The following is a 14805-nucleotide window of genomic DNA, read 5'->3' on the forward strand; positions in this document are numbered from 1 at the left end:
CTCGAATCGATACGCGCAGAGCTGAACTCGCTGAACTGGTCGATGCGTGGGTGGCGAACCACTCCCGACGGCACCTGCATCCGCGACTACATCCACGTCACCGACCTCGCGCAAGCGCATCTACTAGCGCTTGCCGCCATCCGCCCGAGCACCGAATTTACAATCTGGGCAACGGTATCGGCTTCTCCAACAATCAAGTCCTCGACGTTCACCCGCCGACTGCCTCGGCGAGGCGCGGTAGCTGCCGCAGTGGGTTGTGGTGTTCGACGTCCATTCGCTGGTCGGCGCCGAAGATGTCGCTCAGTCCCGGTGCGGGGTCGTTGGATCCGGACTGGGGCAGGGTGGCTGCGCTGAAGGGCCAGTCGGAGCCGAAGACGATGTGGTCGGGGCTGGTGACGGCGAGGACACTGGCCATGGCGGCGGCGGAGCCGCTCAGTGCCGTGTCGTAATAGAAGCGTGAGATCTGGTTCTCCATGTCCAGGACGGACGGTCTGGGCAGGCCGTCTGGCCACAGGTCGCCGAGGACGGTCTGCGAGGCGACGCTGATCCGATGGGACAGGAACGGCACAGTACCGCCTGCGTGGGCGAGTTGGAAGCGGATGTCGGGGTAGCGCTGGGTCATGCCGGTGACCATCATCATGGTGGCCGCGCGGGTGGTGTCGAAGGTGAATTCTGCGAGGAAATCCGGCAGGGGCAGTTCGGGTTTCGCGTCTGTGGGGATGGCTGCCGGGTGCACGAAGACGAACGCCTTGCGCTGGTTGAGGGCGATCATGAGTGGTTCGAATCGCGGATCGCCGAGGTAGATGCCGTCGTAGGCGGACAGCAACACCACGCCGTCGAGGTGCAGGGTGTCGAGTGCGTGGATCGTCTCGGCGACGGAGGCGAGTACATCCGGCATCGGAAGGACCGCGAACGCGCCGAAACGACCGGCGTGGCTCTTGAACAGGTCAGCGGCGTAGGCATTGCAGTAGCGCGCCATGTCGTCGGCTTCCCTTCCGCGCAAGAAGCTCACCCCCGGATCGGAGATCGACAGCGCCTGGGCTTGAATGCCGTAGTAGTCCATGAAGGCGATGGCCGCCTCGGGAGACCAAGTGGGTGTCGGATAGCCACCGATGGTGCTGTGACCGTGCTCGAGTAGGGCTGCGCGATAGTCCGGCGGCAGAAAATGCGCGTGCAGATCGATGCGGTAGTTGCCCGAGGGAGGACCTTGCCGGCGTGCGGGCGTCGCGTTCCCTGCAGGAAGGCGAGTGGCGAGTACCGCGGCGGCGCCCACAGCAGCACTGCCGAGGATACGGCGGCGGCTGGGCCCGGTCGCGGCGGAAGCGGAGGTGGTCAATCGAGGCTCACTTTCATGAGGTGAACGATGGGTGGTGCGCTCACGTGGTGCGTGCGCACACGTCGAGAGCGATGTCGACGAGCATGTCCTCCTGGCCGCCGACCAAGCCGCGCTTGCCTGCCTCGACGAGCAGTGTGCGCACGTCGACTCCATAAGCGGCCGAGGCCTTCTCGGCGTGGCGCAGGAAACTGGAGTAGACGCCCGCGAAACCGAGCGTCAGTGTTTCCCGATCGACCTGTACCGGCCGGTCCATCAGGGGCCGGATCAGGTCGTCGGCGGCGTCGGTGAGCGCATCGAGGTCCGCGTGATGCTTCCAGCCGGTGAGTTCGGCGACCGCGACAAACGCCTCCAACGGCGTATTCCCCGCCCCCGCACCGAGACCGGCCAGTGAGGCGTCGACGCGAGTGACCCCCTGCTCCACCGCGACGACGCTGTTGGCCACCGCCAGCGAAAGGTTCTGGTGGGCATGGATACCGATCTCGGTGGTCGGGTCGAGAACATCGCGATAGGCGCGGACACGTTCGCGCACACCGTCCATGGTGAGTCGGCCACCGGAGTCGGTGACATACACGCAGTGCGCGCCGTAGGACTGCATCTGCCGGGCTTGCCCGGCCAGACCCGCAGGGGAATTGAGGTGGCTCATCATCAGGAACCCTGAAACATCCATACCTAACTCGCGCGCGAATTCGATGTGCTGGGCGGCGATATCGGCCTCGGTGCAGTGGGTGGCAACGCGCACCGAGCGCACTCCGAGGTCGTAGGCACGACGCAGATCGTCGACGGTGCCGATGCCCGGCAACAGCAATGTCGTCAGGCGTGCACCGGTGAGCACGTCGGCGGCCGCGGCGAGCCACTCCCAGTCGGTGTTGCTGCCGGGGCCGTAGGTCAGACTGCCACCGGAGAGGCCGTCGCCGTGGGCGACTTCGATCGCGTCGACCCCGGCGGCGTCGAGCGCGGCAGCGATCGTCGCGACGTGCTCGGGGGTGATGCGGTGGCGCAGTGCGTGCATGCCGTCACGCAGTGTCACATCTTGGAGGAACACCTCGGTCATCGCGGGACCTTTCGGGAGTGCGCGATGCGCTCGGCGACGCGCAGCGCGGCGGAGGTCATAATGTCGAGGTTGCCCGCGTAGGCGGGCAGATAGTGTGCGGCGCCTTCGACTTCGAGGAACACCGACACCTGGTGGGTGACCCGGCGATCGTCGACCAGCGTGCGCACGGATGTGCCGTGGTCGATCGGGCTGATCTGGATGTCCTGTTTGAGCCGATAGCCGGGCACGTAGGCGGCGACGTCGTCGACCATCGCACGTACCGACGCGCGGATCGCGTCCGCGGCATGCGCTTCGGGATCGTCGATCAGTGCGAGCACGGTGTCACGCATGATCAGTGGCGGTTCGGCGGGGTTGAGCACAATGATCGCGCGCCCGCGGTCGGCGCCGCCAACCTCGCAGATGGCCCGGCTGGTGGTTTCGGTGAATTCGTCGATATTGGCGCGGGTGCCCGGTCCCGCCGATCTCGATGCGATGGACGCGACGATTTCGGCGTACGGCACCGCGGTCACCCGAGTGATCGCCGCGACGATCGGGATGGTGGCCTGCCCGCCGCAGGTGACCATGTTGACGTTGCCCGCGTCCAGGTTCGCGTCCAGGTTGACCGCGGGGACGACGAACGGTCCGACGCCGGCCGGGGTCAGGTCGATCAACCGCTTCGCGTGCGGTGCGAGCGCGGCAGCGTTCGCCACATGCGCGCGAGCGGAGGTTGCATCGAAAACGATGTCGATCTCCTCGAAGTCGGGCAGGGCGATCAACCCGCGCACTCCGTCGGCGGTGGTGGGCACTCCGAGCCGGGTCGCGCGCGCCAGGCCGTCGGATTCCGGGTCGATACCGACCATCGCGGCCATCTCCAGCGACGAGGACAGACGCAGGATTTTGATCATCAGATCGGTGCCGATGTTGCCGGACCCGATCACGGCGACCTTGGTTCGGCTCATGCCGGGACCTCCCAACAGAATTCGACGCTGCCTGCCGCGCCCAGGTCGGCGCGTGCGTGGGTTCCCGGTTGCAGCGGCACCATCGGACCGAGCGCACCGGACAACACGATTTCTCCGGCGCGCAGCGGCGCACCGACCTCCCTGGCCGTTGTGGCCAGCCAGGCCAGCGCCATCAACGGGTCGCCGAGGCAGTCCTGTCCGGTGCCCTCCGACACCAGAACGCTGTCGATCGACATCCGCATCGTCACCTCGCGAGGTTCGACCTCATCGAGAGTCCTGTGCTCGTCGCCGAGGACGAACCAGCCGCTGGAAGCGTTGTCGGCCACGGTGTCGCCGAAACTGATGTCCCAGTTCACGATGCGGCTGTCGACGATCTCGAGCGCTGCGACCAGATAGCCGACCGCGCCACGGACGGTGTCGATGTCGAGGTCGGCGCAATCGAGATCGGACGCGAGCACGAATGCGAGCTCCGCCTCGATCTTGGGTTGCAGCAGCGGCGGTCTGCGCGCGAACGGCGTCGTTGCGGCATTCATATCAGCGAACAGCACTCCGAAATCCGGACGCTCGACTCCGAGTTGCCGTTGGACCGCCGGTGAGGTGAGGCCGATCTTGCGACCGACGATCCGTGCACCGGATGCCAACCTGCGTGTCGTGCCGAGCCGCTGGACCGCATAGGCGAGTTCGACATCGTCGCGACCGATGAGGTCGCGCACCGGGGGGACCGGAATGCCCGTGCCGGCGGCTTCCGCGAGACGGGCGGCGGCACGGCTCACAAGTATCTCGGTGTGCGTGGAGGTCACCGGGTCTCCTCGTCTTCGGGCACGGTAGTCGTGGTCGGTGTGGAGCTTGTGCTCAGCGGCGCAGGATCTGTGTCGACTGTGCCCGCGCCGGTGCTGACATCGTGCTCGGCAATCGGGACTGTGAGCCCCAGTTGGCGAGCGAGTTCGTCGACAAGGCCATCACTTTCGGCGGTCGACGCGGTGCCGAAGACGTATCGGTCGGGGCGCAGGAGCACCGTGCCGCCTTGGTTCATCCGGGCCTTGCGCAACCATCGGGTGAGGACGCCGGTGTGATCCTCGATGTCGACCACATCACCACGACCGTCCCCGGGAGAGCCTTGCGGGCGCCCGCCGAACGGGTAGACGGTGACGAATCGAGTGCCCAGGTGCTCGAGCAAGGCCAACTGCCCGGCGCTGAACGACATTCGAGGGTCTGCACCGTTGCCCAGCACCGCGAAGCCGAGCCCGAGGACGTCGTCGAGTCGACGAGGCCGGCCGTCATAGCTACGCACCTGCGGTTGCGGAGCGAGCGTGCCGGCAACCCCGAACAACGGGGGCCGTGGCAGCCCCAGGTACGCGCCACGGCGGAACCTCGGTCGCGGCTTCATCTTCGCGCCACGAATCCATCCACTCAATCCGGGAATTCGAAGTGCCGTCGTCAGCCCCACGTCACGGGCGGCCGCCAGCAACGGGTTGTCCAGCGAGACGATGGTCTTGTTGAGTACCGACAGGTCGATCATCGCTTTCGCGTGCGGTCGGCGTTCGCGTTCGTAGCTGTCGAGGATCGACGGGTCGGCGCCGTGCCTCAGGATGGCGGCGAGCTTCCAGGACAGGTTGTCCGCGTCGCGCACACCGGAGTTCATACCCTGGCCGATGAACTGGGGGGTCATGTGCGCGGCGTCGCCCGCGAGCAAGATCCGTCCGTCGCGCCAGCTGTCGGCGATCACGGCGTTGAACGTGTAGACCAGTTTGCGCAGGACCACGACCTCGTCGGGATCGACGAAGCGCGCGATATGGCGCCGTACCGTGGCGGAATCCTCCATTTCCTCGGTGGTCTGGGAATCGCGAAGCATGAACTCGAATCGGTGATGACCGTCCGGTTGCGGGCACGACACGATCGGCAGTGCGGGCTCGCACACGAAGTCGAAGTACGGCAGGTGACGGAAGGCATCGATCCCGGCGCGTGCCTTCAGATCGACGACCAGCCAGCGCTCGGGAAACTTCGTTCCGGTCATCTCGATGCCGAGGCGAGCACGAATCACGCTGCGCCCACCGTCGCAGCCGATCACGTAGCGGGCCCGGATTCGCTCGGTCTTCGTGCGATCGGTGTCGGGTGCGTGCTTGCCGTATTCGGTGCCGCCGCAGTGGGCATGCTCGATCTCCACGCCGTCGGTGTCCTGGTCGACACCCAGCACTTCGCGCCCGCGACGCACGGTGACGTGTGGATACTGCTGCAGCGCCTGTTCGAGGGTGGTTTCGAGGTACGGCTGATAGAGGAAGTTCACCACCGGCCACCCCAACGGCCGACCGATCTGATGGAACTGGGCGAGCAGACGCCCGTCGGCACGCACCCATTGCACGGTGGAGTCGATGTTCATGTCGGCGGCCACTTCGTCGGCGACGCCCGCTGTTTGGAAGACCCGCATTCCTTCGTCGTCGGTGTAGACGGCGCGGGCCAAACCGTAGTGCTGCGGCTCTCGCTCGAGGACCAGGACATCCACACCGCGTCGACCGAGCAGGTTGGCGAGGGTGAGGCCGGTGGGTCCGAGGCCGACGATCACGACCTCGTAGTCGAATTCAGTCATCAGCGTGGGCTTTCGGTGAGTTGGGGGACGGTGAGCTCCGGTGTCCGCACTGTCCGGACGGCCTGCCGGATCTGCGCGAGCTTGTCCAGCACGGTTTCCCCGACCGGGTTGTGACCCCAGATGCTGATGCCCTGGTAGGTGCTCGGTTCCCAGGTCGCTTCCGTTTCGGGTCCGAGGACGACCGGGTTCCAGCCCACCTCGAGTTCGAACCCGGACGGTGTGACGCAGTAGAACGACAGTTCGCGATCGTTGGTGTGCTGGCCGACCGACCACGCCATCCGGAACCCCGATTCGGTGACGCGCCCGAAGGATCCGAGCATGTCGTCGAGGGTGCCGGCCTGGATGTTGACGTGCTGAACACGCGTGCGGATCGGGTCGATTCTGATGCCGCGAATGTTGGCGACCGCGATCGAGTGATGGCGTTCGTTGACGCGGAGAAACCGGATCTTCATCGTCAGTCCGGAAATGTTCTCGTCGATGTAGTCGGTGAGGCGCGCGTCGAACAGCGTCCGGTAGTAGGCACGCATCGCCTCCGGTTCGCGCGAGACGATCGCGACGTGGCCCATGCCCGCCTCGCCGGTCACCCAAGCGGAGTTGAGCATCTGCAGCGGTTCGGCGGTGGTGAGCGCGGTGGTGAAGATCTCGGTCGCGATCCCCTTGGGCCCTGGGAAGCGCCACAGTCGCGTCACCCCGCGCAGCGCCGCCTGCTCAGCCGTGCCCTCCTCGATCGGCACGCCGCGGTCGGTGAGCCGGGCCAGGATGCGGTCGAAGGTTTCATGATCGTCGATCTGCCAGCCGATCGCGGTGACGTCCTCGGCGGCGCCGGGTTGGATCAGGAAACGGCAGGCGTGGTCGTCGAGCCGAAAGCGCAACAGATCGTCGAGCTGGTCGACGTGTAATCCGATCGCCTGTGCGCCGAAGCGCCGCCAAGCGGTCAGCCGCTGGGATTCCACGACCAGATAGCCGAGATGAACCGCGCCGAACACGGAGCCGCCGGTGCCGGTCATGACGACTTCTCCAGGAACGCGATGGCGATCCTGTTGAACAGTGCCGCGCGCTCCCATTGCACCCAATGCCCGGTGCGCGCGGCCAGGAACAGATCGCAGTTCGGCATCCGATCAGCGAGCATGCGTCCGCCAGAGGGCCGGTTGACCTTGTCCTGTGTCCCCCAAACGACCAGCGTGGGGTGCTCGACTCGGGACAGGCGGGCATCGCGAGTCAAGTCCATCCGCCACAACGTCCGTGGAGCCGACGGCCCGGAAGGTCGACGCAGGGGCGGGTTCTCGATCACCTCGGGATCGAGACTGGCCTGATAGCGGCGGTCGATCAGGTCCTCGGTGATCGCACTCGCGTCGTAGACCAGATAGTCACGCACGAAGGTGGCGAGCTTGTCGCGGCTCGGTCCGCCGCCGGTGTAGTACGACAGCAGGGATCGCAGGCCCCGGGTGGGTAGGCCGCGGGTTGTGCCGATGCCGCCGGGGCCCATCAGGATCAGCCGATCCACCATGTCGGGCTGGTCCATGGCCAGCCGCAGCGCGGCCGCACCGCCGTAGGAGTTGCCGATCAGATGGGCCCGCGGAATGTCGAGCGCGGTCAGCAGTCCGGCGACGGCCGATGCCAGATCACCGAAGGGGTCGGAGCCGTCGATCCGCTTCGTCGACCGCCCGTATCCCGGCATATCCGGCACGATCACCCGGAACTGCCGAGCCAGGATCTCCACGTTCCGGGAGTAGTTCGACAGTCCGGAAGCACCGGGTCCACCCCCGTGGAGCAGGACGACGACCGGCCCGGAACCGGCTTCGGTGAAGAAGATGTCGCGGTCGCCGACCCGGACCGTGCGCCCGGTCTCGACTCCGTCGTGCGTGCTGGTCAAGGCTGCCTCCATCAGTTAATGATGAAAGCATCAAGTATGACCAACACCCTTGTCAAGACTTAACTGATGAAATGATCACCAACTGACGGCCTTCGCCGGTCACAAATTGATCATTTCATCAGCTGTGACTACTGGGGTGAAACCTCGACATCGGAGTGCGTCGACGGCCTGAACCGATCGATCGCTACGACGGCCAGCAGCGAGATCACACCCCAGATCGCGAATACGGCCAGATGGTCGCCGACGGTGTCGGCACCGAAGTACAAGACCGACCGCACCGACTCGACCGCCGCGGGCATCGGCAGGATGCCGTGCAATATCCGGAACACCAACGGCTCCATGTAGATGGACATCGCGCCGCCCGAGGCCGGTATCCCGAGGAACATCAGCACCCCGATCACGGGTACCACGGCGAACAGGCCGATCAGCCGGACGAACACGGTGGTGAACATCGCGGTACTGAATATCGCCAGGCAACCGATACCCACCAGCGGCCAGAAGTGCCCGTCGACCGCGCCGACGAGCGGATCGGCGATCACCCAGAGGACCACCGCCATGGCGACAGACCACCCCGCCACGATCGGCAGCAGATTCCTGATCCGCATCGCCGGCGGGAAGGCATTGGCCGCGACCACGATGATCATGAACCCGGCCATGATCCATCCCATGGCCACGTACAGCGTCACTGTTCCCATGGTGTCGTCACTGCTCAAGGACGTGACATTCTCGACGACCAGGGGTATCTGCTGACCCGCCGCTACCCGTGTGAACACCTGTTCGGCGACCTGTTGCTGACTCACTCCGGCAGCTTCGTTGGTGATCAGCGTGGCGTGCGGGGCATCCGCGGTCGGCAGCAGGTAGGCAGCCACAACGGAACGATCCTGCACGAGCCGACGGGCTTCGTCGCCATCGGCGACCGCACGAAGATCCAGTAGGCCGCTCATGCTCTGCTGCAGTCCGGTGATCGCCCGATCGGTGTGCTCGGGCGAGCCCGCGGCAACGGCGACGGGCATGTCTTTGGGCGCGGGCTCGTTCATCGCACCGAGCATCGCCGACATCATCAGGGTGATCATCGCCAGCGGAAACAGTGCCACCGTGGTGTAGAGAACCGGTTTGCGGGCCCGCCCACCGCCGGTCAACGACACCAGGGTCGGCGCCGGAAGCGCGCTGTCCGGATCGCGGCGACGCTTCACCACATCGACCACCACCGTCGCCAGCAGCGCGGCGACCGCCCCCACCGCCAACACGATCAGGTGGCTACCGATTCCAGCGCCGCCGAAGTACAGAATCGAGCGCAGGGCTTCGCCGGCGGCCGGACCGGGAAGGAAGGTGTGCAACACCGGATACAACGCGGGGAGCGCGTGCACCGACATGCCCATATTCGACGCGGGAACGCCCAGCACCATCACGAACAGCATGCCGACCAGCACCGCGAACGGACCGAAAATGCGGGTGAAGAACAGCTGCACCATGCCGACTGCGAAGACCGTGAGGAATCCGATCCCCACGATCCCGATGGCATGTCCCTCGACCGCGCCCATGATCGGTCCGGCGATGAACCACACCAGTACCGACGCCAGCGCGGACCAGCCGGCCAGCAACGGAAGGAACGTCCGCAGACGGAGAAGGTGGGGGGAGGTCGACAGCAACAAGCTCAACGGCATATAACCGGCCAGCAACAGAGCGTTCATCATGAACATCGCCGACAGTCCGGCACCGTCGTGAACAGGCAGCGGCGCGAGGTCGTGCGAGGTCACCACAAACCCCTGCTCGATCATCGACGGAGCCACCAGCCCCGCGGCCATGGAAGCTTGCGACGCGCCTGCGCCGCCCGCGGTATAGAGAACCGCGTTCTTGCCCGTTTCCGGGAGGGACACCGCGGCCGACACCTCACGGTCGAGCATCAACTGCCGGGCGTCGGCGTCGGTGCCGACAACACGGACTTCGACGGCGCCGGGACTGCCGGATTCCAGCGATTCGGCGAAGCGCTGGGCGTCGACCACCGGGCCTGCGACCGCGATCGGCATGTCGTGGGGCGTCGGCGCGTGCATGGCGCCCAGGTACCCGGTGATCATCATCGAGACCATCAAGAACGGGAACAGGAACATCCCGACGATGCGGCCGATCCGTTCCTTCCTGTCCTCAGCCGACAACGCGACGTCGTCGACTGCGCCCGGGCCGGCCGGCGCGTCCTCATTGTCGACTGCGGGCGGACTTGCCGTGGCGTCCTCACTCGAGACTGGATTTGTCGTCACCGATGTTCTCCTTCGGACTCGCAGCAGGATGAGGCGCAATGTGTCCCCGGCGATCACCGAGCGGGACGTCGACGCGAATGCGCTCGCCGATGAGCGGCGCGTCTGTTCAAATTTACGCCAAGTGACTTAAAATTGACGGCCCGGGAGCCTGTGATACTTGTCGCAGCGCCCTGCGGCGGCGCGAACGCGCGAGGGAGGCAAGCATGGGAAGACACGGTGACCGGGCCCGAGAGGCGCTGCTGGACGCCGCCGAAGAGCTGTTCGCGACCCATGGAATCGACTCGATATCCAACCGCCGCATCGCTGAACACGCCGGTCAGTCGAACCACTCGGCAGTCACCTACCACTTCGGTGGGCGCGAGGAATTGATCCGCGCGACGCTGCAACGCCACTCCGAGCCCATCCGCCGCATTCGAGCGGACCTGGCCGAAGGCTTGACCGACGACGCGAGTGTCGACGACTACCTTCGGTGTCTCATCCTGCCCATGACGCAACATCTGGCCGCGCTACCCGCGCCCAGTCGGCTGGCACGCTTCCTGCAGTACCTGCGCGTAACAGCGTCGGCTTCGGAGATAGGTTTCGACATCGTCGGGTCCGATCCACTCACCAAAGAACTCGTCGAGCGGATGTCCACGCTGCTGCCCCCGATTCCGGCCGATGTCCTGCGTGCACGACAGGTAGTCCTCGGGCGCATGATCGTCGATGTCTGCGCCGACTACGAGGCTCGGATAGACGCCGGTGGCGAGTCGCCGCAATGGAACGCACTCGGATACTTCCTGACCGACGCGTGCGCGGGCATGCTCAGCGCGCCGGTCACGAATCCCGATATCGGCGTCCCATAGCGCACGCGGGCACCGCCGAGTTCAGGCCGCGATCACGACCTCACCAAAGGTCTTGACGAACTCGGTAGCGGCCGCCGGGCTCGACCCGTCGACGTGGACCACAGCCCATGTCGCACCTCGTTTTTCGAGGTCGTCGAGGAACTCCCGCGCCGCCCTCACCGTGGCAGGGTCGGTGAAATCCAAGTGCGGACAGACGACTTGAACATCGACGGTGTCGGGGTCGCGATCGGCCTGCGCCAGCCCCCGGCGTAGTTGATCGACACCCGCACCGAACGCATCCGGGTTCTCGATCGCACTCGTGCGCATCGCCGCGGCCATATTCGCGTCGGCGATGATGGGCATCCAGCCACTGCCGTGTCGGACGACTCGGCGGCGGGCGGGCGCACCGTTGCCGCCGATCCAGATCGGCGGATGCGGACGTTGTACGGGGGCTTGCAGCCACAGCGGCCCAGGGGCACCGAAATCTGCTCCGGAGACCGGGGTTTCAGGGTCGGTCCAGATGCGCCGAACCGCGTCGAGCGCCTCGTCGAGCAATGCGCCACGCCGGTCGTGGTCGACACCCAACGCGGCGAACTCGGCGCGCAGATACCCCGCACCGACACCGGCGATCAATCGGCCGCCCGACACGATGTCCACGCTGCCGAGCGCCTTCGCGGCGAGGTAGGGACTGCGGAAGGGCAGCACATACAGATTGGTGAGTAGCCGAATGCGCGCGGTGACACCGGCCATGTAGCTCAGCGCGGCGATCGGGTCGAGCGTGTTGTGTCCACCGTTGCGACGCCATTTCAGCGACGGCGCCGGATGCTCGCTGAGCGCCACCGCGTCGAAACCCGCGTCCTCCGCCTCGCTGACGATGTCTCGGATCACCCCCGGTTCGAGGAAAACGTCGGAGGCCGCAGGCAACTCGCTGGGATATTCGAGGACGTACTTCATTGCGCAGATTCCTTGTCGAGATCGGTGTGCACTCCGCCGCCGATCACCATCACAGCGCGGAAGTAGCCTGTTAGGAATCCATACTGTATAGGTTACAGTACAATTTTCTCCATCAGAGCCGTGTGGTTCGACGATGCCGATGAGGTGAGCTGTGCACATCCCTGTTCAGGACGAGTCGGAAGCCGCGGACCAACCTCCGGGCCCGACACGCACGGGACCCCTCGCCGGGATCACCGTCGTGGCGCTCGAGCAAGCAGTCTCAGCGCCCATGTGTACGCGGACGCTCGCCGACTTCGGCGCGCGAGTGATCAAGATCGAGAATCCTCGGGGCGGCGATTTCGCGCGTCACTACGACACCGCGGTACACGGGATGGCCGCGCACTTCGTCTGGGCCAACCGAGGCAAGGAATCGGTCGCACTCGACCTCAAGAATCCGGATGGCCAGGCGGTGCTCCACCGGCTGCTCGAGTCCGCGGACGTATTCGTCTCGAACCTCGCGCCGGGAGCGACTGCCGCACTCGGCATTTCGCCCGAGCACCTCGCGATCCGCCATCCCGACCTCATCGTGATGGAGATCGACGGATACGGTCAGGGTGGGCCGCTGTCGCACAAACGCGCCTACGACCTGTTGATTCAGGCCGAGTCAGGGGTGTGCGCGGTGACCGGATCCCCCGGTGCGCCTGCCAAACCCGGCCCACCGATCGCCGATGTCGGGTCCGGCCTGTACGCCGCCCTGACGATTCTCGCCATGATCTGCGGCAAGCGGTCTGGCGTGCACCCCGCCCCCGCACTCGATCAGCCCGGTGATCAATTCACCACGGCATCGGTCAGCCTCTTCGACACCGCCGTCGAACTGATGGGCTACCAGCTCACCTATACCCGCCACACCGGCATCGACCAGCAACCGCTGGGGATGAGTTCTCCGGCGGTCGCGCCCTACGGCGCCTACCGGACAGCGGATGGCGAAACGGTGGTGCTCGGCACCACGAACGACCGGGAATGGCAACGCCTGGCCGGCGATCTGCTCGACCGGCCCGACCTCGCCGCCGACCCCCGCTACGCGAGCAACGCGGATCGGGTCCGGCTGCGGGCGGAATTGGATCAGGAGATCGCGTTGTGGTGCGCGCGCCACGACGTCGACACCGTCCAGGCGCGGGCCGACGCGGCCGCTATCGGGAACTCCCGGTACCGCACTCCCAGCGAAGTGATCGCGCACCCACACCTGCGGGCACGTGGACGTTGGCGCGACATCGGTACTCCGGCGGGACCGGTGACCGCACTGTTGCCGCCTCCGGTGATCGCGGGCTTCGAACCACCGATGGGCGCGGTGCCCGGACTCGGTGAGCACACCGAATCAGTGTTGGCCACAGCAGGTTTCGACCAGTCCGACATTGCCGAGCTTCGTCGACGAGGCGCGATCGGCTCCACCAACCCCCTCCCGTCCGCCGCGGCGGCGACGAAAGGATGACCTCGTGACGAACGAGCCCGTACTTCTCATCGACCACACCGACGGCGTGCGCACGCTGACCCTCAACCGCCCGCACCGCAAGAACGCGATCAGCACACCGCTGTGGCACGCCCTGCGCGCGGCACTGCACGACATCGCCAACGACCGCGATGTCCGCGCCGTGGTACTGACGGGAGCGGGGGAAGCATTCTGCGCGGGCGCCGATATCGCCGCGACCGAGGGCATGGACGAGTTCCCCGATCCGACCCGTGAATTGCACACCATCAACGACACTGTGCGAATGCTGCACGAACTGCCCGTGCCGACCCTGGCCAAGGTGCGCGGCGTCGCGGTCGGCGCAGGCTGGAATCTCGCGCTGGCCTGTGATCTCGTCGTCGCGAATACCCAGGCACGGTTCTGCCAGATCTTCGCGCGCCGGGCGCTGTCGGTCGACTGCGGCGGTTCGTGGTTGCTGCCCAGGCTCGTCGGCCTCCAACAGGCCAAACGACTGGCCTTGTTGGCAGAGATGATCGACAGCGAACAGGCTCGCGAGCTCGGCCTGGTCACCTGGGTACAGCCGGACGAGACGATCGACGAATTCGCCGACGATCTGGCGCGAAGGCTCGCAGCGGGACCACCCACCGCGCTGCGGCAGACCAAGGACCTTCTCAATGCCGGAACCGACCGCACACTGGGCGAGGCTCTCGACGCCGAGGCGGCAGCGGCGGGTGTCAATCTCACCGGTGCCGATGTCATCGAAGCTTTCGCCGCCTACGCGGAGAAGCGCGAGCCGAGGTATGCGGCCACCGCCGATCCGACCGCCGCACTATGACCGGCCGGCAGCTCGGCGATCAACGGCGGCGGCGCGAACGAGGATCGCTCAATCCCGAGGACATCATCGACGGCGCGTTCGAGCTCGCCGAGCAGGTCTCTGTCGACGGCCTCAGCATGCCGTTACTCGGCAGGCATCTCGACGTCGGGGTGACGAGCATCTACTGGTACTTCCGTAAGAAGGACGACCTGCTCAACGCCATGACCGACCGCGCGCTGCGCCGATACATCTACGCGGTCCCCTTCCCCGCGGTCGAGGCGCACGATTGGCGCGAGTCGCTCTCGCGCCACGCACACATCATGCGGCGCGCGTTCCTCGGCAATCCGATTCTGTGCGATCTGGTCCTGATCCGTTCGGCACTGAGTCAGCACGCAGCTAGGCTGGGGGCCGAGCAAGTCGAGCGAACCGTGGCCAGCCTCGTGCGCGCCGGGTTGTCGGTCGACGATGCGTTCACTGTCTACTCGGCGGTCAACCTGCACGTCCAGGGTTCGGTGGTACTGCAACGGCTCCACGACAAGAACCAAGAATTGGGCAGTCAGGCCGCCGCGTACTACGACGTCATCCGCATCGAGCCGAGCACCACTCCCCTGTTGGCCGCGGCCATGGCCGCCGGACGACGGTCCGGCGCGCCGGACGATCGGAACTTCGAATGGGGCCTGCAGTCGATCCTCGACTACGCCAAGCGGGCCATAGACGCACGAAAGAGCTAGGCGT

General features: G+C 66.1%; 13 protein-coding genes and 1 pseudogene. 5 read left to right on the plus strand and 9 right to left on the minus strand.

The window, feature by feature from the left end:
• Positions 1-60: 60 nt before the first annotated feature.
• Positions 61-206 (plus strand): annotated as a pseudogene (locus ACWFRF_RS02275) (NAD-dependent epimerase/dehydratase family protein); the annotation flags it as partial.
• Positions 207-208: 2 nt separating this feature from the next.
• On the opposite strand, the gene ACWFRF_RS02280 reads toward ACWFRF_RS02275, so the two are convergent.
• The 8 genes from ACWFRF_RS02280 to ACWFRF_RS02315 all read right to left on the minus strand — a co-directional run bounded on the left by ACWFRF_RS02280 (position 209) and on the right by ACWFRF_RS02315 (position 10037).
• Positions 209-1336 (minus strand): amidohydrolase family protein, encoded by a 1128-nt coding sequence (locus ACWFRF_RS02280; RefSeq protein ID WP_452448562.1) that lies wholly within the window; start codon positions 1334-1336, stop codon positions 209-211.
• Between the two features lie 40 nt (positions 1337-1376).
• Complete coding sequence (dmpG, locus tag ACWFRF_RS02285; protein WP_452448563.1) at positions 1377-2387, minus strand: 4-hydroxy-2-oxovalerate aldolase; 1011 nt, start codon at positions 2385-2387, stop codon at positions 1377-1379.
• On the minus strand, positions 2384-3325 hold the full coding sequence (locus ACWFRF_RS02290; RefSeq protein WP_452448564.1) for an acetaldehyde dehydrogenase (acetylating): 942 nt from the start codon (positions 3323-3325) through the stop codon (positions 2384-2386). The genes dmpG and ACWFRF_RS02290 overlap by 4 nt, the downstream gene beginning before the upstream one ends.
• Positions 3322-4125 (minus strand): 2-keto-4-pentenoate hydratase, encoded by an 804-nt coding sequence (locus tag ACWFRF_RS02295; RefSeq protein ID WP_452448565.1) that lies wholly within the window; start codon positions 4123-4125, stop codon positions 3322-3324. The genes ACWFRF_RS02290 and ACWFRF_RS02295 overlap by 4 nt, the downstream gene beginning before the upstream one ends.
• On the minus strand, positions 4122-5909 hold the full coding sequence (gene mhpA / locus ACWFRF_RS02300) for a bifunctional 3-(3-hydroxy-phenyl)propionate/3-hydroxycinnamic acid hydroxylase MhpA (protein ID WP_452448566.1): 1788 nt from the start codon (positions 5907-5909) through the stop codon (positions 4122-4124). The genes ACWFRF_RS02295 and mhpA overlap by 4 nt, the downstream gene beginning before the upstream one ends.
• Positions 5909-6916 carry a VOC family protein gene (locus tag ACWFRF_RS02305; protein ID WP_452448567.1) on the minus strand — a complete coding sequence of 336 codons (1008 nt, stop codon included), beginning with the start codon at positions 6914-6916 and terminating at the stop codon, positions 5909-5911. The genes mhpA and ACWFRF_RS02305 overlap by 1 nt, the downstream gene beginning before the upstream one ends.
• Positions 6913-7782, minus strand: coding sequence for an alpha/beta fold hydrolase (locus tag ACWFRF_RS02310; RefSeq protein ID WP_452448568.1), 870 nt, complete (start codon positions 7780-7782; stop codon positions 6913-6915). The genes ACWFRF_RS02305 and ACWFRF_RS02310 overlap by 4 nt, the downstream gene beginning before the upstream one ends.
• Positions 7783-7910: 128 nt before the next feature.
• Positions 7911-10037 (minus strand): ABC transporter permease, encoded by a 2127-nt coding sequence (locus ACWFRF_RS02315; RefSeq protein ID WP_452448569.1) that lies wholly within the window; start codon positions 10035-10037, stop codon positions 7911-7913.
• 203 nt (positions 10038-10240) lie between these two features.
• Here ACWFRF_RS02315 and ACWFRF_RS02320 point away from each other — a divergent pair, with 203 nt between their 5' ends.
• On the plus strand, positions 10241-10879 hold the full coding sequence (locus ACWFRF_RS02320) for a TetR/AcrR family transcriptional regulator (RefSeq protein WP_452448570.1): 639 nt from the start codon (positions 10241-10243) through the stop codon (positions 10877-10879).
• A 21-nt stretch (positions 10880-10900) separates the two neighbouring features.
• Here the strand turns inward: ACWFRF_RS02320 and ACWFRF_RS02325 are convergent, their stop codons facing one another.
• On the minus strand, positions 10901-11812 hold the full coding sequence (locus ACWFRF_RS02325; protein WP_452448571.1) for a TIGR03619 family F420-dependent LLM class oxidoreductase: 912 nt from the start codon (positions 11810-11812) through the stop codon (positions 10901-10903).
• A gap of 268 nt (positions 11813-12080) precedes the next feature.
• Between ACWFRF_RS02325 and ACWFRF_RS02330 the strand changes: the two genes are divergently transcribed.
• From ACWFRF_RS02330 to ACWFRF_RS02340, 3 genes are read left to right on the plus strand one after another with little or no spacing between them, the layout of a single operon-like run.
• Positions 12081-13280, plus strand: coding sequence for a CaiB/BaiF CoA transferase family protein (locus ACWFRF_RS02330; protein WP_452448572.1), 1200 nt, complete (start codon positions 12081-12083; stop codon positions 13278-13280).
• A 4-nt stretch (positions 13281-13284) separates the two neighbouring features.
• Positions 13285-14091, plus strand: a complete 807-nt coding sequence (locus tag ACWFRF_RS02335; protein ID WP_452448573.1) for an enoyl-CoA hydratase/isomerase family protein — start codon at positions 13285-13287, stop codon at positions 14089-14091.
• Positions 14088-14801 carry a TetR/AcrR family transcriptional regulator gene (locus ACWFRF_RS02340; RefSeq protein WP_452448574.1) on the plus strand — a complete coding sequence of 238 codons (714 nt, stop codon included), beginning with the start codon at positions 14088-14090 and terminating at the stop codon, positions 14799-14801. Before ACWFRF_RS02335 ends, ACWFRF_RS02340 begins: the two co-directional genes overlap by 4 nt.
• Positions 14802-14805: the final 4 nt, after the last annotated feature.

This window comes from Nocardia sp. NPDC055165 (assembly GCF_053606985.1).